The organism is Actinoplanes sp. NPDC048796, from assembly GCF_040650035.1.
Classification (GTDB): Bacteria; Actinomycetota; Actinomycetes; order Mycobacteriales; family Micromonosporaceae; genus Actinoplanes.
This window is the reverse complement of record NZ_JBEZGO010000001.1, coordinates 1736022-1755467: the sequence shown is the minus strand read 5'-3', so window position 1 is coordinate 1755467 and position 19446 is coordinate 1736022. Positions and strand designations below refer to the sequence as shown.

The following is a 19446-nucleotide window of genomic DNA, read 5'->3' as shown; positions in this document are numbered from 1 at the left end:
CTGAGATCGTCGAAACCGCTGATCAAGTCCCGGGGCGGGGATTCGCGGGGTCGAATGGCGGCCGGGTTGTGCGCTACTCTCGGTGGCAGCCGGAGATCGGGGGAGCGCCGGTGAACTCTTTCGTCCACGCACGCAAAACGGATAGCGATGCCCGCCTCGCCGACGCGCGGCGGTTCGTGTCCGATGTCGAGTCGTCGCCGAGCCACGCCCAGCGGATCACCGGCCCGGACCGGACGGGCACCGCGTGGGCGGTGGTCGACTCGGTGGGCCGGTTCGTCGACATCGGACTACGGCCCGGCTGGTGGGATGCCCTGGGCTCGGACGACGTGGCCGCCGGCCTGATCGAGGCCCTGGAATCGGCCCGCATGAAAGCGGCATTGGTGCCACTGCTGAGGCGCCGCAACGGCACCCCGCAAAAGCCCGACACCATCGGCACGCTGACGCCATTGCCGGATCTGCCGTCGCCGGACGCGGCCGACTTTCTCGATGCCGCGCGAGGGCGGATCGCCGAGGCGTACCGGCTGATCGACGAGGCCGGCAAGCGGATGCGGGAGCGGCAGGCGCCCCGGGTCGTCGCCGGCCCGCGAGGTCTGTTCCGGCTGCATGTGCGCGGCGGGCGGATCGAGCGCGCCGAGGCCGGCCCGCGACGGCCCACTCCCGGCGATACCGAACGGCTTGTCGCCGACGCGCGTGACGCCCTCACCGAGCTGGCGCGGGGCCGCGACGACACCCTCGGCGTGTGGCGGAGCTGATGGCCGCCGACGGCGCCTTCCGTGCGGCCACCGAGTTGCTCCAGGAGGCGGCCGGGCGGCTGAGCGACGCGTGGCAGCAGCTCGCCGAGTCGGTGCGGGATCTGATCGAGCGATCCCGGCTCCTGCTGCGGGCCGACGGCGTCTGGCCGGCCGTCGTGCCGGATCTGCCGGCCCAGGTCGGCGAGGCCATCACGGCTGTCGACGGGCTGCTGGGCCGGCTCGGCCCCGGCGTCGAGCGGATCATCGAACTGCTGCGGGCGGTCGCGGGCCGGGCCGCGCCGGTTCTGTCGCTCATGGAGACCGCGATCTCCCGGTGGCTCGGCCCCGCCCGGGCGGGCAATGTCGCGTACTTCGCCGATCTGGGTCATCTCGGCGCCGACCTGACCGGCCGGTTCGTCGGGGCCGCGATCGAGGCCGACGAGACCGCGGCCGCCGGGCTGCTGGCGTACGCGGGAGATCTCCGCCGCCTGGCCGACCGGGTCGATCTTTCCGTGCGCCGGGCCGCCGACTGGGCCACCGACCTTCAGCGGCTGTCCGGGTAGCGTTTCGTCCATGAGCGAGCAACCGACGATCGTGGTCCGCGGCGAGGCGTTCCGCGAGGTGCCGCCCGAGCAGGCAGTCATCTCCGTGACCGTTTCGGCCCGCGACCGCGACCGCGAGACCGTGGTCAGCCGGCTGCTCGAGCGCTCGGCCGCGCTGCGGGCCGTGCTCGAGCGGGAGGACAGCGAGACCGGCGCGGTGCAGGTGTTCCCGGAGCTCAAGCGCGGCAGTGAGCGCGTCGTGGCGTATACGGGAAATGTCGACACCCGGGTGACCGTGACCGATTTCGACGCGCTGGGCGCCCTCCTGCTGCGGCTGGCCGGGCTCGAGTTCGCGACCGTGTCCGGGCCGTGGTGGCAGCTGCGTCCGGGCAGCAAGGCCGGCGGTGAGGTGCGGCGCGAGGCGATCGCCGACGCGCTGGCTCGCGCGAGGGAGTATGCGGCGGCGGTCGGCGCCCGGGTCGACCGGCTGGTCCAGATCGCCGACGAGGGTGTGGGCGGCGGCCCGGTGATGATGCGGGCCCAGAGCGTCGGCTTCGACATGGCGAGTGACCCCGACCGCGGGTTCGAGCTGGACCCGCAGCGGCAGACCGTGCAGGCGGCGGTCACGGTCCGGGTGACGATCACCGAGCCCGACCTCTCGGCCTAGCAGCAAGTTGTCCGCTATCGCGAAAACCGTCCGGAGAACCACCCTTTTCGGTAAGACTGGTCGACATGCCGAAGGGCCGCGGAGACGTCCTGCTGCGGGTCGCGAACGTCAACCCGGACAGCGTGACCACACACACCGACCGGGTTCTCTACTCCGCGATCGGTGCTTTCATTCTTCTCTACTTCGTGTACGCCACGCTCGGTGGCGCCGCTTTCATCGACGCCGGCTCCAACTACCAGCATCCCTGGTACCGCTGGCTGGTCGGCCCGATGGTCGCGGCGGGAGTGGTCGCGTACGACCGGGCCGTGGTGGGCCGGGTGTCGATCAGCTACGAACGGCTCGACTCCACCGATCCCCAGCACTTCCTGAAGCGGCCCACGATCGGCCTCTACGCGGGCCGGCTCGGCCTGGCGCTGCTGTTCGCCGTGCTCATCACCGAGCCGTTGATGCTGTCCCGCTATCAGGGCGAGATCGACGCCCGGCTCAACGAGGTGCACAACCAGCAGCTCAGTCAGATGGACAAAAGCGGAGTTATTGGTACGTACGTCGTACGGCTGGGCGAACTCAAGCGGGAGACGGCCGCCGATGACGCCGCCGTGCGCGACCTGACCGACCGGGCCGCCCAGAAACGGCACGACGCCCGCGACCTCTACGACCAGGCCCTCGCCGACTCGGCCGGCAACGGCGTGTCCCGGGCCGCCGGCTGCCCGAGCGGCGGCTACTGCGACTCCCTGGTCAAGCGCTCACGGTCGCTCGACGTCGAGGCGGCCACGCTCGACAAGCAGGCCGGGACGCTGCTCGACACGCAGCGCGCGGCCCGCGAGGCCCGCAACGCCGAGCAGGTGGAGCTGACCCGGCGGATCGGCGAGCAGCGGGCCCTGAACACCGAGTCGGTGCGCGACAACGCCGGCTTCGGCGCCCGCACCGCCGCCATGTGGCACCTCGTGACCACCGACTTCTGGGGCGTCGGCGTCTTCTACATCGGCATCATGCTGCTGCTGGTGGCGCTGGACTGCGCGGCCGTCGGGCTCAAGTTCGCCTCCAAGGGCAACGCGTACGAGCGCAACGAGGCCCGGGTCGCCCGCCGGCACGAGCACGAGGCCACCCTCCTGCACGAGCGCGGCATCCAGGACGCCCGCACCTACGGCGAGGCGATGGCGAAGGTCGTGGCCGAGAGCATCGAGGCCGCCACCCACGACGAGGAGGTGGCCCGCACCTCGGCCGAGCGGGCCGGCGAGGTGCTGCGCCACTCGGTCGTGGTGCCGGCCGAGGTCGAGGAACTGGCCGCGCACGACGGCAAGCACCACCGTGCGCTGCGCAGCGAACTCCTGCACGCGGAGCGGGAGCACGACGGCCGCCACCGCCGCAACATCCGCGCTATCTGAGCTTGTTCGCCGCCCAGACCAGGGCGGCGCCGGCCAGCCCGGCCGCGATCAGGCCGTGGTGCTGCGACAGCCAGAGCTGGGCGCTGCGGGACTTGGCCTGGTCGTCGAAATCGCCGTGCGCGCCCGCGTCCGGCTCGCCCCGGCCATCGGCCGGATCCCACAGGTTGGCCGGCTCGTCGGCCGGGCGCTTCTCGTCGGTCTGCTGGCTGTCGAAGCCGGTCTTGGCCAGGTAGCGGTCGAGGACACCGGGCGCGACCGCGTTGGCGATCATCGTCCCCGCTGTGGAGCCGCCCACCCAGTATTCGCGGCGCTTCGGGTGCTCGGCCGCGTACAGGACGGCCTTGGCCGCCACCTCGGGCTGGTAGATCGGCGGCACCGGCTGGGCCTGGCGGGGCAGCCGGGACAGCACCCAGCGGAACTGCGGCGTGTTCACGGCGGGCATCAGCACCATCGTCGTGTGCACGTTGCTCTTGTCGTGCAGCAGCTCCACCCGCAGCGCCTCGTTGAAGCCCTGGATGGCGTGCTTGGCCCCGCAGTAGGCGGTCTGCAGCGGGATGCCGCGGTAGGACAAGGCCGACCCGACCTGCACGATCGTGCCGCGGTCGCGCGGCCACATGCGGGTCAGCGCGGCCTTCGTGCCGTACACGTAGCCGAGGTAGGTCACCTCGGTGGTGCGGGTGAACTCGTCCATGCCGATGTCCGCGAAACGGGCGAACACCGAGCTGAACGCGTTGTTCACCCACAGGTCGATCGGGCCGAGCTCCTTCTCGATCCGGCCGGCCGCCTCGTCGACCGCGGCGAAGTCGGCCATGTCCACTTCCAGCGGCAGCGGGGTGCCGCCGGCGCGGCGCACGTCCTCGGCGGCCGCGGCCAGGCCGTCCGATCCGCGCGCCAGCAGAGCGACCGCGTCGCCGCGCGTCGCCAGCCGGCGGGCCACCGCCCGGCCGATGCCGCCGCTCGCGCCGGTCACTACGGAGATCCTTGTCATGAGGTGCAGGTTCCGCGATAACGGCCCGAGGAAACCTCAATCCGACGTCTGGCGTACGCCGGAGGCCTGTACCGGCACGGTGAAGATCGCCCCCTCGCACGCGGCCGCGGCGTTCCGGTTCATGCTGAGGGCCGTGGTGACGGCGAACGCGCGGACGGCGTTCTGCTCCACCTCCCAGGTCACGTCGAACCGGGGCCGGGTGAACACGACGGCGGCACCGGTGCAGCCGGCGTCGCGGTGCTCGGGGTCGGCGACGATGTTGCCGGTGCCCGGGCCGACCGCGGTGATCCGGATGGGGTAGCCGGTGTCATTGGTGACGGTGACGGTCAGATTCCCGCTGTCCCCGCGCCGCAGCGGCACGTTCAGGTCGGACCGCCCGCGCAGGGCCAGCTCGACCGGCCCGGCGTCGGAGACGGGCCGCGTCTCGGACCCGGTGATCTGCCAGTAGGCCCAGGCCGCACCCGCGTTGACCACGACCGCGGCGACCGCCGCGACACTCAGGATGGTCCGGGTACGCCGGTCCAGCTTGGCGCCGCGGCGGACGTCGCCCGGGCTGCGCACCTCCCACGTCGGCTCCTCGTGGTCGGCCGTCTCGAGCTCGATGTGCATGTCACCGGTCCGGTTGCCGTTCCTGCCGCGGTCGCGGTTGCCGCCTTCACGCAGCCGAGTGAGGACTTCACGCCGCATCATGACGGTGCCTCCATGTTCGCGCGCTCCTCCTCGACGGCCGGTGTTTACTGTTTGTACAACGGTCGCCGACGACGCCGGGTCATGTGATCGGGATTCCGTCCGCCGATGTGCGCGCATAAATCGCACAAGCCCGCCTGTCCGGCCTAACCCGGTCGGGGGAACCCCCGTGACAAACGAGCGCGGCCGCGCTGACCTGGGCTTTCGTTCAGAGTGGCCATTATCGGCGCGGACGCGGCCCTAGCAGCGAAAACCAAAAAAGCAAATCCACGGCACCCCGCCCGGTACGAATGGATGTCGCGTTCTCGGAGCATCGCCCAGATCGCGTCGAACGGACTAATTCGACCGGGCTAATCGAGGCCCCGGCTAAATCGATCGAGCCCCCGGCGCGGGACCCCGCCGGGGGCTCGATCATTTCCCCACCTATTCAGGAATGTCCGCCGGTGCCGAGTCGCTGGCGGACGGCTCGACCGGTTTCGGTGGCTGCTCCGAAGGGGTCGTCCCGCTGGTGGATGGCGGCGAGTCACCGGGCGTGGGCCCGGCCGTCGGACTCGACCGCGAAACGGCCGCCGGCGCGGTGCCGGAAACGACGGCGGCCTCGGTAGAAGCTGTGGGCGCGACAGTCGCGACGGGTGTGGGCGCGGCAGCGGCGGGGGTTTCGGCGACGGCCCGCGGTGCTTTCTTCGCGGGCGCCGGGAACGTCAGTTCGGCACTCTTGCCACTTTCGTCGCCCGCCCAGCGCGCGAAGCGCGGAACGACCGTCCAGTACCAGCGCCCACCGGCCATGTCGGCGGCGTCGAAGGTGACCGACTCGGTCGCCTCCCCCGTCGAGGCGACGGTCCGCGAGATGTCCGGCCGGGCCGGACGGTCGGCGCTGTGGGCGGTGACCACGTAGTGATCCATCCGGACACCACGCGTGATCTCCTGTGCGTCCCACCTGACCACGACGCCCGACGACTGCTTGTCCACGCTGGGCGTCGTGCCGCGGGGCATGGCGGGCGCCCGCATCTTCACCTGGCCGCTGCCGCTGATCACCCACTCGGCGTTGGCCGCCATGGTGCCGGCCAGGCCGAGGCCGCCGACGACCACGGTCGCCAGCAGGTATCCGAGCCGCTTCCTCATCGGGCGACCTTTCCCGCGACGCCGGTCAGAGCGATGGCGAACCTGGTGTTGGCGCACTTAGCGGTGGCGTTCCTCGGCATGGTGACCGGGAGCGCGCCGGGCAGTGTGGTCCGGTGGTGGGGCTCAAGAACGATCGGTAGGCGTCCGCTGTAGCCACCCACACGAAGGCTGGTCGCTGCCGCCGGGCAGTCGCGGCGCGCCGTGCCGACCAACCGGCCTTCCAGACCGCGCAGGGCGATCGGGTAGTCGAAGGGATTGGCCACAGTGACCTTGAGCTTCCGGGTCACGCCGGGGTAGAGGCCGGTGACCGACTCGCCGCTCAGCAGGAACCGGACGTTGCCGCCTCCGTCACGGTCACCGTGGCTGAGCAGCACTGCCTGCTCGGTCGGCGTGCCCTGCTGGCCCGAGGCCGCGACGACGCAGGCCGTGAAGAGTGTCGCGGCGGTGGTGACCGCGGTCCGCCAAGCCATCGGGATCTGCCTCACTCGCGTCGAAGGGTGAGGTGGGGCGAGCCGGATGCTCACCCCACCCTCGATCAGTGCGGGGCGATCTCACCGACGAGGGATGCGGTGATCGTGAAGGACGCGCCGGCGCAGACGGGCTCGGCGAATTCGCTCATCTTCACGAACCCCAGCGACTGGTTGTTATGGGTGCCCTGGGGCAGGTCGAGAGTCGGCACGTTGATGATGCTCAGCTTGGCCTCGTTCGTGCCGCACCCCGTCTTGTTGGAAGAGACGTTGGTAACCGTGGCGCCGGTGATCCGGACCGGGTAGTCGTTCGGGTTGGTGATCGTCGCCGTGGTGACCGGGACGGCCTTGTTCGGGTAGAGGCGGTTGGTCGGCGACACGGTGAGGTCGACCTGGGCGGTGACGTCCCCGATGGTGGAGGAGGCCGCGTAGGCGGTGGCGTTGCCCTTGAACCAGCCCTGGGCGTAGGCGAAGGCGGCGGTTCCGCCGGCCACGGCCATGACCCCGCCGGCGACGATGGCGGCGGAACGCTTGGTGAACTTACGCATTTCGGGGTCCTCCTGGGACGGTCAACTAATCGCTTGTGAATGGTGTGGCCGGTGCTCTCGGCGTTCCGGCGCTGCGACAAAGATGACCGAACCCGTACGGAGAAACGATAGTGCTTCCGCCCGTGCTGTTCCGCACGTGAAGACAAGCGACTATCGCCGTTCCGTTGACCCCGCAAGGATGACGGGAACGTGAGCCTTCAAGCTCCGGGCTTGCGTCCGAGATCGTCCGAACCGCCGTGACCAGTGACAACGAGTCGCTATCAGCCGGCTGCCACGGCATCAACCAAAGTTGAGATCCACTGATCCGATACGGCGCGGTAATGTGAGAAAAGGGGGGTTCAAAATCGCGATACTTGCCGCTCGGCAAGTGCGCCTGGACACTAATGAGTGACGCTATTTTCCCAGTGCGTCACCTGAAAGAGGCTTCCAGGCTATGCCTCTGTCGCGGCGATGGCCTCGATCTCGACTTTGAAGGCGGGATCGACCAGAGCGGCCACCTGGACGAGCGAGCTCGCGGGCGGCTTCGTACGGTCGATGACCTCGTCCCGGGCCGTACGGAAAGCTCCCAGATCGCCCAGGTCCGTCAGAAAGACGGTCAGCTTGACCACATCGGACATCGAGGCTCCGGCGGCGGCCAGCGCCGCCGCGACGTTGCGGAAGACCTGGCGCGTCTGTTCCAGCGCGTCGCCCGGGCCCACGAGCTGCCCGTCCGCGTCGAGCGGCACCTGGCCCGAGACCAGCACCAGCGCGCCGGTGACGGTGACCGCGTGGCTGTATCCGTTGGTCGGCGGCGTTCCCTCCGGCCGCAAATGGTGCTGCACGGGATCGAGCCTAGCCGCTACGGTCAGGTCCATGGCTCTGGTCTTCGGCGAGGTGGCCGGTCTCTACGACGACGTACGCCCCGGCTATCCGGAACAACTGCGCCGGGCCATCGCCGAGCGGGCGCCGGACGGCCGCGCCGTGGACATCGGCGCCGGCACCGGCAAGGGCACCGAGGTGCTGCTCGGCCTGTGCGACGACGTCACCGCGATCGAGCCCGACCCGCGTATGGCCGCCGTCCTGCGCGCCAAGTTCCCCGGCGTCCAGATTCTCGAGACCACCTTCGAGCAGTGGGCGCCTCCGGCCGGCGGCGTGGCCCTGCTCGCCTGCGCGATGGCCTGGCACTGGATGGATGCCGGGACCCGCAACCGCCGCGCCGCGGACGCGCTGGCCCCCGGCGGTGTTCTGGCGGTCTTCGGGCATCGGTTCGGCTACGCCGACGCCGCCCAGTCGGTGGCCATCGGTGAGGTCTTCGACCGGGCCGGCCGCGACGTGCCGATGCGGCCGGCCCACTGGATCGCCGAGGACGTTCGCGGCTGCGGCGTGTGGCCGAGCGTCGAGGAGCTTGAGTGGCATGCGGACCTGCGGCTCAGCACCGACGGCTATCTGGCCCTGACCGAGACCTTCTCGCCGTTCCGGCGGCACCCGCCGGCGATGCGGCGCCGCGTGCTCGACGATCTGCGCGTGGCGATCGACGGCTTCGGCGGCACGATCACCCTCGACCTGCACACGACCCTGGTGCTGGCGCGGCGATGAAAGACGGGAGCGGGAGATGCTGCTGAACGACCGGAACGCGATCATCTACGGCGGTGGCGGTTCCGTCGGCGGAGCCATGGCCAGGGCTTTCGCGGCTCAAGGGGCCAGGGTCTTTCTGGCCGGCCGTACGGCGTCACGCCTGGACCGGGTCGCCGGCGCGATCCGGGAGGCCGGCGGGCGGGCCGAGACCGCCGTGCTCGACGCGCTGGACGAGGCGGCGGTCGACGCGCACGCGGCCGAGGTCGGGCAGATCGACATCTCGGTGAACGTGACCTCGACGTACGACGTGCAGGGCACCCCGTTGGCCGAGATGGCCGTCGACGACTACCTGGCGCCGGTGGCCAAGCCGCTGCGCTCGCAGTTCCTGACCACGCGGGCCGCCGCCCGCCACATGATCCCGCGCAAGCGGGGCGTGATCCTGTTCTTCGGCGGCGAGGGCGACAAGGCGGCCAACCGCATGCACCGCCTCGGCGGCCTGCTGGCCGGGTTCGCCGCCGTCGAGGCGCTGCGCCGCCAGCTCGCGGCCGAGTTGGGGGAGCACGGCATCCGGGTGGTCACGCTGGCCACGTCCGGCATCGCCGAGTCGCTGCCGGACGACATGCCCGGGGCCGAGGAGATCCGCCAGATGATCACCGCGACCACCCTGCTGGGCCGCGCCGCCACCCTGGAGGACGTGGGGAACGCGGCCGTCTTCGCCGCGTCGGACTGGGCCCGCACGATCACGGGCGCCAGCATCAACGTCAGCTGCGGAGCGTTTCTGGACTAGACGCGGGCCAGCTGCTCGGCGAAGAGCGTGGCCCGGGCCATCTCACCCGGGGCGCGGCCGGTGCGGGCGGCGACCAGGCCGTCCGGCTGCCAGATGCCCGAGCGGCCGGCGGTGGCCGGATAGGACGGGCCGCTCGCGCCGGCGCACGAGGCGATGGCGGTCCACACGCCGTACGTGGTGCTGATCCGCCGCGCCCGCTCGGCCAGCACGACGTCGTCGGCGGGCTCGTCGACCACACCGGCCACGTAGGCGTCGATGCCGAGCGCGGCCGTGTCGGCCGCCTGCTGCTCGATGCCGGTGTCGCGGCAGATGCCCAGGCCCAGGCGCCAGCCGTCGACCTCGACGACCTCCGGGCCGCCACCGGCCAGGAAGCGGCCCTCGGTGTGGTGCGGGTACTGCTTGCGGTAGACGACCTGCACGCCGTCGGCGTCGACGCGCAGCATGGCGATGTACGGGCCCGGCACCGGCGCGCCGACCAGCGCGACGGTGTCGGTGGCGGTACACGAATCCACCAGCGGGGCCAGGCGCGGATCGTCGGGCTTGAGCAGGGGCGCGTCCAGGTCGTACCCGGTGAGCGAGAGCTCGGGGAAGACCACCACGCGGGCGGCGGCCGCGCGAACCGCGGAGGCGTGCCGCGTGACGTTGGCGGCGATGTCGAGCGGGTGTACCGGCGGTTGGGCGACGGCGATGACCAGAGAGCGCATGGGGCGATCTTCCTGTGGGGGATGCGGTTCTAAGGACGTACTGCTTGCACGAGGAAACGGTGCGCGGTCACGGTCAGCCCGCCGTGCAGGCGGATGAACGTGTCCAGTCGGGCGAGAGCCTCGGAGTAGCGGCTCGGGGTGAAGTCGCGGATCTGCCAGGGCAGGTCGCGCAGTTGGCGGATCACGGCACCGATGTCGTGGAAGGTGACCGGCGGGCGCTCCTCGCGCACGTCGGTGACTTCGAGTCCGGCGGCGCTGAGCGCGTCCACCGCGACGTCGGCGTTCCAGGGCTGGCGGTGGGCCGGCGGCGCGTCCAGCGCGTGGTTGAGCCCGGCCAGGTCGTCGCTGCCGACCTGCTGGGTGAGGAGGCGGCCGCCGGGCCGCAGCAGTCGGACGATGTCGGACGCGGGGAGCCGCCCATGCCGGCTCAGCACCACGTCGAATTCGTCCTCGCCGCCGGGAAGTTCGGTCAGCACCGGCACGTCGAACGGCGCCAGCCTGTCCCGGGCGACGGGGGTGTTGCGCGCCCAGCTCTCCACCGCGACGGTGTGCCGGGGGAGCGGGGTCAGCTCGGCCAGCAGCTCGCCGCTGCCGGTGTCGAGATCGAGCAGCGAGCCGGCGTCGCGCAGGAGAGCACGGGCGATCGTGGGGTACGACCAGGTCGGCTCCGAACCGACGTGACGCCCGTCCAGCCAGGCGAACTCCCAGCCGGTAGCGCGCTCGCCGACGGCCGGGCCGGCCGTGTCCTCGTATCGCTGACCGATGCGCACACCCCGACGGTAACCACTCTTCCTATGTCCGAAGCAGGGGGTGTGACATGGCTCAAAACAAGATCCGGGTTAACCGGTCGTTAACTGCTCAGACCGCCGCGGCTTCGACTCGGCGAAGCAGGCCCGGCCAGCCCCGGCCCATTCCGTGCAGCGGCATCGAGTCGGGCACGAAGCCGTCATGAACCAGGAAAAGCCGCGTTCCGCCGCCCTCCGGCTCCAGCCGCCAGGTGATGGTGGTGTCGAGGACCCCCTCGGCGAACGTGTACCGCAGCAGCTTCTCCGGCTCCACCTCCAGCACCTCGCACCACTGCGGTCCCCACTCCCGCATGTCGAGGGTGAAGCGGTGGCCGACGACCGGCTTGATGTCGCCGGGCGCCCACCACTTCTCGAGCAGGGCGGGCTCGGTCAGCGCCCGCCACACGGCAGCGGGTGGCCGGGCGATGAACTGGTCGCACTCGATGCTGCTCACAGGTCTTCCGCTCCCTCGACGAAGTCGCGCAGCGCGGTCAGACGCCCGCGCCAGTACCGCTCGAACGGGTGAAGCCAGTCGCTCACCTCGGCCAGCGGATCGGCGGCCAGGTGGTAGTAGCGATGCCGGCCTCGCGGCTCCTCGACGACCAGCCGCGCCTGCCGCAGCACCGCCAGATGTTCGGAGACGGCCGGCCGGCTCAAAGAGAACCGCCCGGCCAGCTCCCCGGCGGGCAGCGGCCCGTCACGCAGCGCTTCCAGCAACTCCCGGCGCACCGGATTGGCCAGCGCCCCGAAGACATCCACCTCTGGCACGCACCCATAATGCGTCGGAAATCTCCGACACGTCAAGCCGTCGCCAGTCGGCTCAGCGTCTCACCGGCATCAGGATCGAGAAGCGGGAATCATCGCCGGGAACTCGGACGGCGAGGGGCTTGATGGGCCCGTCCAGCTCGAGGATCAGCTGGCCGGCGTTGCCGGCATCGAGAGCCTGCAGCAGGAACTCCCGATTCACGGCTACGTGGCTTCCCGTGTTCGTCGCCCACTCGCTTTCCGGGACGGGACGGACGCCCCCGTCGGGGTCGAAACCCAGGACCGTGACCTCGTACGCCATGCCGTCATGCTCCCGGGTCGCCGCCGGGCCGGTCGCCACCGCCGCGCGCAGGGCGGCCGTGTCGATCGTGGCCCGGCGACTCGGGTCGGCCAGGCCGTCGAGCAGCCGTCGATGGTCAGGGAAGTCCAGGTCGAGCGGCTTGCCGTCGATGGTCCGGCCGTCGGGCAGGTCGACCCGCACGTCGACCGCGGCCAGATCGACCACGACGGGGCCGTTGACCAGCCGAGGGCGCACGGCGTCGAGGAAGTCGAGCGGCAGGACGGCCCGGGCCGGCGGCCCCTCGACGGTGGCGGCGACGCTCGCCACGGCCATCCGGAAGCGGTCGGTGGCGACCAGGGTGAGCACGTCGCCGGTGACGTCGAACAGGACGGTGCCGAGCATGGGCAGCGTCGGGTCGGCCGACGCGGCGAACCGGACGGCGTCGATCGTGGCGGCCAGCGCGGCGCCGGGCAGGGTCAGGCGGGTCATCAGATGCTCCTCCAGGTCGAGCAGGGCGTGGATGCGCAGGAGCTCACGCTTCGCGTCGGCCAGCCCGTCCTCGAGCCGGCGGCGGTGGTCGGCCAGCCGCCGGCGCACGGCATCGGGATGGTGCAGCTCGCGGACGGCCTCGGCGATCTCCGGCACCGGCAGGCCGACCCGGCGCAGGCCGGCGATCAGCCGCGCCGCCCGGACCTGCTCGGCGGCGTAGCGGCGATAGCCCGTCGCCGGGTCCACCTCGGCCGGGACGAGCACGCCCGCGCCGTCGTAGTACCGCAGCGCGCTGATGCTGAGCCCACTGGCCCGCGCCACCTCGCCGATGCTCCGCATGTCTCCTCGCACCCCTGAGAACCTGGTGCCTCGACCTGGTCGAGGGTCAACCCGCCACCAGTGTCACCGCCACCGCGAGCATCACCAAGGCGATGAAGCCGTCCAGAATCCGCCAGGCCGCGGGACGGGCCAGCAGCGGGGCCAGGCGGTGGGCGCCGGCGCCGAGCGCGGTGAACCAGACCAGGCTCGCGGCGGCCGCGCCGGCGCCGAAGAGCCAGCGGTGCGGATGTTGCTGGGCGACCGAGCCGAGCAGCAGCACCGTGTCGAGGTAGACGTGCGGGTTCAGATAGGTCAGGGCCAGGCAGGTGAGCAGGGTCGCGCCCAGGGTGGCGGGTGCGCGTTCGGCCGGGTTCAGGGCGGCCGGGCGGAGGGCACGGCGGGCGGCCAGTACGGCGTACGTGATCAGGAAGACTGCCCCGACCCAGCGGATGATCGTGACCATGTCGGGGCGGGCGGTGACCACGGCGCCGAGCCCGCCGATGCCGGCCAGGATCAGGAAGAGGTCGGAGAGGGCGCAGACCAGGACGACGGCGAGCACGTGCTCGCGGCGCAGGCCCTGGCGCAGGACGAAGGCGTTCTGGGCGCCGATGGCGACGATCAGGACGGCGGACGCGGCGAACCCGGCGAGAACGGAGGTGAGCACGCTTTCGACGGTAGGAGTGCTCCATCCCGTACTCAAGCTAAAGATTTTGAGGTTGCATTAGATTCTCTAATCATGGACTTCGCTCAGTTGGCCACGTTCCAGGCAGTTGTCGACTCGGGCAGCTTCGAGGCGGCGGCCCGCCAGCTGCACGTGACGCCGTCGGCGGTGAGCCAGCGGATCAAGGCGCTGGAGCGTTCGGTGGGTCAGGTTCTCCTCCGGCGGGCCAAGCCGTGCGTGGCGACGCCGGCCGGTGAGGCTCTGGTGCGGTTCGCCGGGCAGGTGGCGCTGCTGGAGCGGGAGGCGCTGAGCCAGGCCCGCGACGGCACCCGGGTGTCGATCGTGGTGAACGCGGACTCGTTGCTGACCTGGTTCCTGCCGGCGCTGGCCGAGGTGCCGGGCCAGCGGTACGAGCTGCACACCGACGATCAGGATTACACCGCTGACCTGCTGCGGTCGGGGACGGCGATGGCCGCCGTGACCGCCGATCATGTGGCCGTGCAGGGATGCCGGATCGAGTCTTTGGGTGCTATGCGGTATTTGCCGGTGGGCCGCCCCGGGACGACCGCGATGATCGTCTACAACCGCAAAGATCAGTTGCAGCACCGGTTCCTGGAGTCCATCCAGACCGATATGTCGGAAATGCCAATCCATTACGTCCCAGCGGCGGCGGCCTTCGTCGAGGCGATCAAGCTAGGGCTGGGCTGGGGGATGGTGCCCTCGTCGATCGCGGAAAGCGGGATCGCCGCCGGGCACTATGTCCAATTGTTTCCAGGCAAGTTCCTCGACGTGCCGCTCTACTGGCAGTACTGGCGGATCGGATCAGAGGTGCTGGAAGACCTGACGGCCGCCGTCAAAACGGCGGCCGCCACCTCACTGATCTAGTCGTTCGCGTGCAGAGCGGCGTTGAGCTCGATGCCCGTACCCTTGCGCGGCCGCGCCTCGAGCGCCCCCGTCACCGAGTTGCGCCAGAACAGCAGGTTGTCGAGGCCGGAGAGCTCGCGGGCCTTGACCACCCGGCCGTCCGGCAGCGTCAGCTTCGAGCCGGCCGTGATGTAGACGCCCGCTTCCACCACGCAGTCGTCGCCGAGCGAGATGCCGATGCCCGCGTTCGCGCCGATCAGGCTGCGCTCGCCGATGCGCACCTTGTCCTTGCCGCCGCCGGAGAGCGTGCCCATGATGGACGACCCGCCGCCGATGTCGGAGCCGTCGCCGACCACGACACCCTGCACGATCCGGCCCTCGACCATCGAGGTGCCCAGAGTGCCGGCGTTGAAGTTGATGAAGCCCTCGTGCATGACCGTCGTGCCCGGGGCCAGGTGGGCGCCGAGGCGCACCCGGTCGGCGTCGGCGATCCGCACGCCCGACGGGGTCACGTAGTCGGTCATCCGCGGGAACTTGTCGACGCCGTACACCGCCAGGTGGCGGCCGGCCGCCCGCTCGATGAAGCGCAGCTCGTCGACCCGGTCCGGCGGGCAGGGGCCGGCCGAGGTCCAGGCCACGTTGGCCAGCGCGCCGAAGACGCCGTCGAGGTTCAGCCCGTTCGGAACCACCAGCCGGTGCGAGAGCAGGTGCAGCCGCAGGTAGGCGTCGGAGGCGTCCTTGATCGGGTCGGCCAGCGAGCCGATCGTGGTGCGCACCTCGACCGTCGACAGGCCGGGCAGCGCCTTGGGCCCGGTCAGCCCGGCCGGCAGCACCGCCGGCTCGGCCGGCAGCTCGCCCAGTCCGAGGAAGGGGTACCAGGTGTCGAGGACCTGGCCATCCGCGGTCACGGTGGCGAGGCCGATGCCCCAGGCGGGGGAGGTCGAGATCGCGTTGTCCACGGCCGGAACTCTACTGGGCGTGATGAGGATCGTAAGTCGATGGGTGATTCACTTCCGGCCGGTATCGTGCGGCCTATGGCCAACCCCCTGACCCCGGACGTGTTGGTCGACCCCGTGCAGCTCACCCGCGCCCTGGTCGACGTCGAGTCCGTCTCCCGCGACGAGCGGCGGATCGCCGGCTACGTCGAAGAAGCCCTCCGCCAGATGCCTCACCTCAGCGTGGACCGGCTCGGCAACACGGTGATGGCCCGTACGGATCTGGGTCGCGAACAGCGGGTGGTGCTCGCCGGCCACCTCGACACGGTGCCGCTGAACGACAACTTCCCGTCGACCGTCGTCGACGACCTCATCTACGGCTGCGGCACCTCCGACATGAAGTCGGGCGTCGCCCTGGCCCTGCACCTGGCGGCCACCCTGCCCGACCCGGGCTACGACATCACCTACCTCTTCTACGAGGCCGAGGAGATCGATTCCCAGTTCAACGGCCTGCGCCTGGTCGCCGAGGACCGGCCCGACTGGCTGCGGGCCGACTTCGCCGTGCTGCTGGAGCCGACGTACGGCGTGGTCGAGGCCGGTTGTCAGGGGACACTTCGGGTGCGGGTACGCACGACGGGCCGCCGGGCGCACACGGCCCGCGCCTGGCGCGGCGTCAACGCGATCCACGCGGCGGGCGAGGTGCTGCGGCGACTCTCGGATTACCGGGCCCGCACGGTCACGATCGACGGCTGTACGTTCCGGGAAGGGCTCAGCGCCGTACGCATCTCGGGCGGTGTCGCCGGAAACGTCGTGCCGGACGAGTGTGTCGTCGAGGTCAACATGCGGTTCGCCCCGGACCGTACGGAAAAGCAGGCCTTGGAACACGTGCACGAGGTCTTCGAGGGCTTCGACGTGGAGCTGACCGACTCGGCACCGGGCGCGATGCCCGGCCTGACCGCGGAGCCGGCGCGTGAGTTCCTGGCCGCCGTGGGCGCGGAGCCGGCGGCGAAGCTGGGCTGGACGGACGTGGCGCGTTTCGCCGCGCTGGGCATCCCGGCCCTCAACTACGGCCCGGGCGACCCGCTGCTGGCCCACGCGCAGGACGAGCACGTCGAGATCGGCAAGATCCGCGACGGGGCGGCGACCCTGCACCGCTGGCTGGCTCCGGCCGACTTCTAGGCGTGTTTGATACGCACCCGGCCGACCGCGGGCGCCGGGTGCGGCAGCGCCATCGGCGGGATCTCCATCGTCTCCTCGGGGTCGGTTGCGGCTCCGGCGCCGAACGCCATCCGCCGCTCCTCGACCACCAGCCGGATCCGCCGCTGCATGCGGCGCTGCATCTTCAGGCGTTCGTATCGGGTCGTCACGGTGGCTCCTTAAGCCCGGGTGGCCGTGCGTGCCGCGAGAGATTTCGGTAACTGTACAGACGCATGAGAGCTACCGTCCGTTGCTTCAATCTGGCAAAAAGGTCGGCGGCCCGCAATCCTCTTACCGAAACCCACCCGGTTGTTCACCGGGTTACTGGCCGTCCGCACTACCTTTTAGGCATGACGGACAGCACCAACGGGCGACGCCAGGGCGGAGCGGAGCGTCATCGCGGCGCCGTCACCCTGCGCCGCGAGTCGATTCCACCGAGCACCGCCGACGAGAAGCTCCTCGATTCCCACCATCGGCGCGAGTGGAAGACCAAGGACGCGTGGCGGGCGCTGCGCATCCTGTCCGAGTTCGTCGAGGGCTTCGACACCCTGGCCGACCTGCCGCCCGCGGTCAGCGTCTTCGGCTCGGCCCGCAGCACCCCCGACAGCCCCGAGTGCGAGCTCGCCGCCGACCTCGGCGCGGCCCTGGCCGAGGCGGGCTACGCGGTGATCACCGGCGGCGGTCCCGGCGTGATGGAGGCGGCCAATCGCGGTGCCACCGAGGCCGGCGGCATGTCGATCGGGCTCGGCATCGAGCTGCCGTTCGAGCAGGGCATCAACGACTGGGTCGACATCGGCATCGACTTCCGCTACTTCTTCGTCCGCAAGACGATGTTCGTCAAGTACGCGCAGGCGTTCGTCGTGCTGCCCGGCGGCTTCGGCACGCTCGACGAGCTGTTCGAGGCGATCACGCTGGTACAGACCAAGAAGGTCACCCGCTTCCCGGTGATCCTGATGGGTACGAAGTACTGGTCCGGCCTGTTCGACTGGCTCAAGGGGACGATGCTGACCGACGGCAAGATCAGCGAGGCCGACCTGGAGCTGCTGCGGGTCACCGACGACGTCGACGAGGCGGTTCAGATCATCGTGGACGCCGACGCGGCGCTCGCCGAGGCGAACGGGAAGCGCTGACGTGGCGGCCATCTGCGTCTTCTGCGCTTCCTCCAGCACCCTCGAGCAGAAATGGCTCGACCTGGCCACCCGCACCGGCTCGGAGTTGGGTGCCCGCGGCCACTCGCTGGTGTCCGGCGGCGGCTGCGTCGGCATGATGGGCGCGGTGGCCGACGGCGCCCGCTCGGCCGGCGCCCACACCCTCGGCGTCATCCCGCAGTCGCTGGTCGACCTCGAGGTGGCCGACCTGGCCTCCGACGAGCTGATCGTCACCAACGACATGGGCGCCCGCAAAAACCTCATGATCGAGCGGTCGGACGCGTTCATCACCCTGCCCGGCGGGCTCGGCACGCTCGACGAGCTCTTCGAGGTGTGGACGACCGCGACCCTCGACCTGCACGACAAGCCGATCGTGCTGCTCGACCCGGAGGGCTTCTACGACGGGCTGGTCGCCTGGCTCGGCCAACTGGCCGACACGGCGTTCGTCCGCTCGGCCGCCCTCGAACGGGTGATCATCGCGAAATCGATAGGCGCCGCTCTCGACGCGATCGAGGAGCGCCTGGCCTAGGGGCGTCCCGCCGGACGGGTGTCACCACACCCACCCGGCGGGACCAGGGCCCCGGCGAGCCCGCCGGCGGACGGGGCGCGCCGAGCGCGTTCTCACCGGACGCGCCGGCGCGCTCGCGCCGGCCGCCGGCGGCGTCGCGCTCGCCGGGGGCTGAATGCGTTTAGCCCGACCGTGCTCCTGCCCGGCCCTGCCGTCAATAGATGTCGATCAGTGGTTTCCGTTTGGCGGGTCGTGGTTGACTGCCGTCATGCCCCCGCAACGGGCGACCCTCATGCAGGTCGCACAGCGGGCCGGCGTGTCCCGCAGCACCGCCTCCTTCGTCCTGGCCGGACGCCACGTGGACATGAGGATCTCCGAAGATGCCCGGCAACGGGTCCTCCGGGCGGCCCAGGAGCTGGACTACCGGCCCAACCTCATGGCACGCAGCCTCCGTACCAAAGTGACCAGGACGATCGCGCTGATCTCGGACACGCTGGCCTCCGACCCGTACGCCGGCCGGGCCATCCAGGGCAGCCTGGCCGCCGCCGTGGCCCAGGGGAACCTGCTGTTCATCGGCGAGACCGACGGCGACCCGGTGGTCGAGGAGAAGCTGATCTCCGACTTCCTCGACCGGCAGGTCGACGCCTTCATCTACGCGAGCATGTTCACCCGTCACGTGCGCGTGCCCAAGCTGCTCCGGGACCGCCCGGTCGTGCTGCTCAACTGCCTGACCCGGGGCGCGCGGCCGGCCCAGCACCAGATCATCCCGGACGAGCTGACGGCCGGGGCCGACGCCGCCCGTACCCTGCTCCAGGCCGGCCATCGGCAGCGCATCCACCTGGTCGGTACGCCCGCGGCCAAGGTCTTCGCCGGCCGGGAACGGCTCGCCGGCATCCGGGCGGCGCTGGCCGACGAGGGCGTCAAACTCGCCGGCGTCGTCGAATGCGACTGGTGGCCCGACTCGGCGTACGAGGCCGTCTCCCGGGCCCTGGCCGAGGGATTCGACCCGAGCGGGCTGATCTGCCTGAACGACCGCGTCGCCCTCGGCGCCTATCAGGCCCTCCGCGACGCCGGCCGCGCGATACCGCGGGACGTGTCGGTGGTGTCGTTCGACGACTCCGAGCTCGCCGCGTGGCTGCGGCCGCAGCTCACGAGCATCGCCCTGCCGCACTATCAGCTCGGCTGGGAAGCGGTTCAAACCCTTCTCGGTCCCGTACGCGACCCCGCGGTCACCCGCCTGCCGATGCCGGTCCGGATGCGCGCCTCGGTCGGCCGACCGCCCGGTGAATAACGTCGTACCCTCGTGGTTTCCTT

25 protein-coding genes are annotated in these 19446 nt (G+C 70.9%); 11 read left to right on the top strand and 14 right to left on the bottom strand.

Annotated elements, in window-relative coordinates; genetic code table 11:
• Positions 1 to 110: 110 nt before the first annotated feature.
• The 4 genes from AB0C26_RS07920 to AB0C26_RS07905 all read left to right on the top strand — a co-directional run bounded on the left by AB0C26_RS07920 (position 111) and on the right by AB0C26_RS07905 (position 3325).
• Positions 111 to 752 carry a hypothetical protein gene (locus tag AB0C26_RS07920; RefSeq protein WP_360243205.1) on the top strand — a complete coding sequence of 214 codons (642 nt, stop codon included), beginning with the start codon at positions 111 to 113 and terminating at the stop codon, positions 750 to 752.
• Positions 740 to 1294 (top strand): hypothetical protein, encoded by a 555-nt coding sequence (locus AB0C26_RS07915; RefSeq protein ID WP_360243202.1) that lies wholly within the window; start codon positions 740 to 742, stop codon positions 1292 to 1294. Before AB0C26_RS07920 ends, AB0C26_RS07915 begins: the two co-directional genes overlap by 13 nt.
• A gap of 10 nt (positions 1295 to 1304) precedes the next feature.
• Positions 1305 to 1940, top strand: coding sequence for an SIMPL domain-containing protein (locus tag AB0C26_RS07910; protein ID WP_360243199.1), 636 nt, complete (start codon positions 1305 to 1307; stop codon positions 1938 to 1940).
• A gap of 65 nt (positions 1941 to 2005) precedes the next feature.
• Positions 2006 to 3325, top strand: a complete 1320-nt coding sequence (locus tag AB0C26_RS07905; RefSeq protein ID WP_360243196.1) for a DUF4407 domain-containing protein — start codon at positions 2006 to 2008, stop codon at positions 3323 to 3325.
• Here AB0C26_RS07905 and AB0C26_RS07900 read toward each other — a convergent pair.
• From AB0C26_RS07900 to AB0C26_RS07875, 6 genes are all read right to left on the bottom strand, one after another.
• Positions 3318 to 4313 (bottom strand): SDR family oxidoreductase, encoded by a 996-nt coding sequence (locus AB0C26_RS07900; RefSeq protein WP_360243193.1) that lies wholly within the window; start codon positions 4311 to 4313, stop codon positions 3318 to 3320. The two genes, AB0C26_RS07905 and AB0C26_RS07900, sit on opposite strands and share 8 nt — an antisense overlap.
• A 36-nt stretch (positions 4314 to 4349) precedes the next feature.
• Positions 4350 to 5003 carry a hypothetical protein gene (locus tag AB0C26_RS07895; protein ID WP_360243190.1) on the bottom strand — a complete coding sequence of 218 codons (654 nt, stop codon included), beginning with the start codon at positions 5001 to 5003 and terminating at the stop codon, positions 4350 to 4352.
• Positions 5004 to 5423: 420 nt separating this feature from the next.
• Positions 5424 to 6122, bottom strand: a complete 699-nt coding sequence (locus AB0C26_RS07890; RefSeq protein ID WP_360243187.1) for a hypothetical protein — start codon at positions 6120 to 6122, stop codon at positions 5424 to 5426.
• Complete coding sequence (locus AB0C26_RS07885; protein ID WP_360243184.1) at positions 6119 to 6592, bottom strand: hypothetical protein; 474 nt, start codon at positions 6590 to 6592, stop codon at positions 6119 to 6121. Before AB0C26_RS07885 ends, AB0C26_RS07890 begins: the two co-directional genes overlap by 4 nt.
• A 65-nt stretch (positions 6593 to 6657) precedes the next feature.
• Complete coding sequence (locus AB0C26_RS07880) at positions 6658 to 7137, bottom strand: hypothetical protein (protein WP_360243181.1); 480 nt, start codon at positions 7135 to 7137, stop codon at positions 6658 to 6660.
• A 431-nt stretch (positions 7138 to 7568) separates the two neighbouring features.
• A complete protein-coding gene (locus tag AB0C26_RS07875) occupies positions 7569 to 7958 on the bottom strand; it encodes a RidA family protein (RefSeq protein WP_360243178.1) in 390 nt (129 codons plus the stop codon).
• A gap of 31 nt (positions 7959 to 7989) precedes the next feature.
• Between AB0C26_RS07875 and AB0C26_RS07870 the strand changes: the two genes are divergently transcribed.
• Together AB0C26_RS07870 and AB0C26_RS07865 are read left to right on the top strand one after the other, a co-directional pair.
• Positions 7990 to 8712 carry a methyltransferase domain-containing protein gene (locus AB0C26_RS07870; RefSeq protein ID WP_360243175.1) on the top strand — a complete coding sequence of 241 codons (723 nt, stop codon included), beginning with the start codon at positions 7990 to 7992 and terminating at the stop codon, positions 8710 to 8712.
• A 16-nt stretch (positions 8713 to 8728) separates the two neighbouring features.
• Positions 8729 to 9478 carry an SDR family oxidoreductase gene (locus AB0C26_RS07865; RefSeq protein WP_360243172.1) on the top strand — a complete coding sequence of 250 codons (750 nt, stop codon included), beginning with the start codon at positions 8729 to 8731 and terminating at the stop codon, positions 9476 to 9478.
• Here AB0C26_RS07865 and AB0C26_RS07860 read toward each other — a convergent pair.
• From AB0C26_RS07860 to AB0C26_RS07835, 6 genes are all read right to left on the bottom strand, one after another.
• Entirely contained in the window at positions 9475 to 10182 is a 708-nt protein-coding gene (locus tag AB0C26_RS07860; protein WP_360243169.1) for a carbon-nitrogen hydrolase family protein, read from the bottom strand. The genes AB0C26_RS07865 and AB0C26_RS07860 overlap by 4 nt on opposite strands.
• A gap of 29 nt (positions 10183 to 10211) precedes the next feature.
• Positions 10212 to 10952, bottom strand: coding sequence for a methyltransferase (locus tag AB0C26_RS07855; RefSeq protein WP_360243166.1), 741 nt, complete (start codon positions 10950 to 10952; stop codon positions 10212 to 10214).
• 88 nt (positions 10953 to 11040) lie between these two features.
• A complete protein-coding gene (locus AB0C26_RS07850) occupies positions 11041 to 11421 on the bottom strand; it encodes an SRPBCC domain-containing protein (RefSeq protein WP_360243163.1) in 381 nt (126 codons plus the stop codon).
• Positions 11418 to 11735: a metalloregulator ArsR/SmtB family transcription factor gene (locus AB0C26_RS07845; protein ID WP_360243160.1), complete on the bottom strand. Its 318-nt coding sequence runs from the start codon at positions 11733 to 11735 to the stop codon at positions 11418 to 11420. Before AB0C26_RS07845 ends, AB0C26_RS07850 begins: the two co-directional genes overlap by 4 nt.
• A 52-nt stretch (positions 11736 to 11787) precedes the next feature.
• Complete coding sequence (locus AB0C26_RS07840; RefSeq protein WP_360243157.1) at positions 11788 to 12840, bottom strand: MerR family transcriptional regulator; 1053 nt, start codon at positions 12838 to 12840, stop codon at positions 11788 to 11790.
• 46 nt (positions 12841 to 12886) lie between these two features.
• Positions 12887 to 13483 (bottom strand): LysE/ArgO family amino acid transporter, encoded by a 597-nt coding sequence (locus AB0C26_RS07835; protein ID WP_360243154.1) that lies wholly within the window; start codon positions 13481 to 13483, stop codon positions 12887 to 12889.
• A 69-nt stretch (positions 13484 to 13552) separates the two neighbouring features.
• On the opposite strand from AB0C26_RS07835, the gene AB0C26_RS07830 reads away from it, so the two are divergent.
• The gene (locus tag AB0C26_RS07830; RefSeq protein ID WP_360243643.1) at positions 13553 to 14365 is read left to right on the top strand and encodes a LysR family transcriptional regulator ArgP; all 813 of its coding nucleotides are present in this window, start codon (positions 13553 to 13555) and stop codon (positions 14363 to 14365) included.
• On the opposite strand, the gene dapD is transcribed toward AB0C26_RS07830, so the two are convergent.
• Positions 14362 to 15303 (bottom strand): 2,3,4,5-tetrahydropyridine-2,6-dicarboxylate N-succinyltransferase, encoded by a 942-nt coding sequence (gene dapD, locus AB0C26_RS07825; protein ID WP_360243151.1) that lies wholly within the window; start codon positions 15301 to 15303, stop codon positions 14362 to 14364. The two genes, AB0C26_RS07830 and dapD, sit on opposite strands and share 4 nt — an antisense overlap.
• A 75-nt stretch (positions 15304 to 15378) precedes the next feature.
• Between dapD and dapE the strand changes: the two genes are divergently transcribed.
• Positions 15379 to 16458, top strand: coding sequence for a succinyl-diaminopimelate desuccinylase (gene dapE, locus AB0C26_RS07820; RefSeq protein WP_360243148.1), 1080 nt, complete (start codon positions 15379 to 15381; stop codon positions 16456 to 16458).
• On the opposite strand, the gene AB0C26_RS07815 is transcribed toward dapE, so the two are convergent.
• Positions 16455 to 16646 (bottom strand): hypothetical protein, encoded by a 192-nt coding sequence (locus AB0C26_RS07815; protein WP_360243145.1) that lies wholly within the window; start codon positions 16644 to 16646, stop codon positions 16455 to 16457. The two genes, dapE and AB0C26_RS07815, sit on opposite strands and share 4 nt — an antisense overlap.
• 180 nt (positions 16647 to 16826) lie before the next feature.
• Here AB0C26_RS07815 and AB0C26_RS07810 point away from each other — a divergent pair, with 180 nt between their 5' ends.
• From AB0C26_RS07810 to AB0C26_RS07800, 3 genes are all read left to right on the top strand, one after another.
• A complete protein-coding gene (locus AB0C26_RS07810; protein WP_360243142.1) occupies positions 16827 to 17606 on the top strand; it encodes a TIGR00730 family Rossman fold protein in 780 nt (259 codons plus the stop codon).
• A gap of 1 nt (position 17607) precedes the next feature.
• Entirely contained in the window at positions 17608 to 18153 is a 546-nt protein-coding gene (locus tag AB0C26_RS07805) for a TIGR00730 family Rossman fold protein (protein ID WP_360243139.1), read from the top strand.
• A gap of 247 nt (positions 18154 to 18400) precedes the next feature.
• A complete protein-coding gene (locus AB0C26_RS07800) occupies positions 18401 to 19423 on the top strand; it encodes a LacI family DNA-binding transcriptional regulator (RefSeq protein ID WP_360243136.1) in 1023 nt (340 codons plus the stop codon).
• Positions 19424 to 19446: the final 23 nt, after the last annotated feature.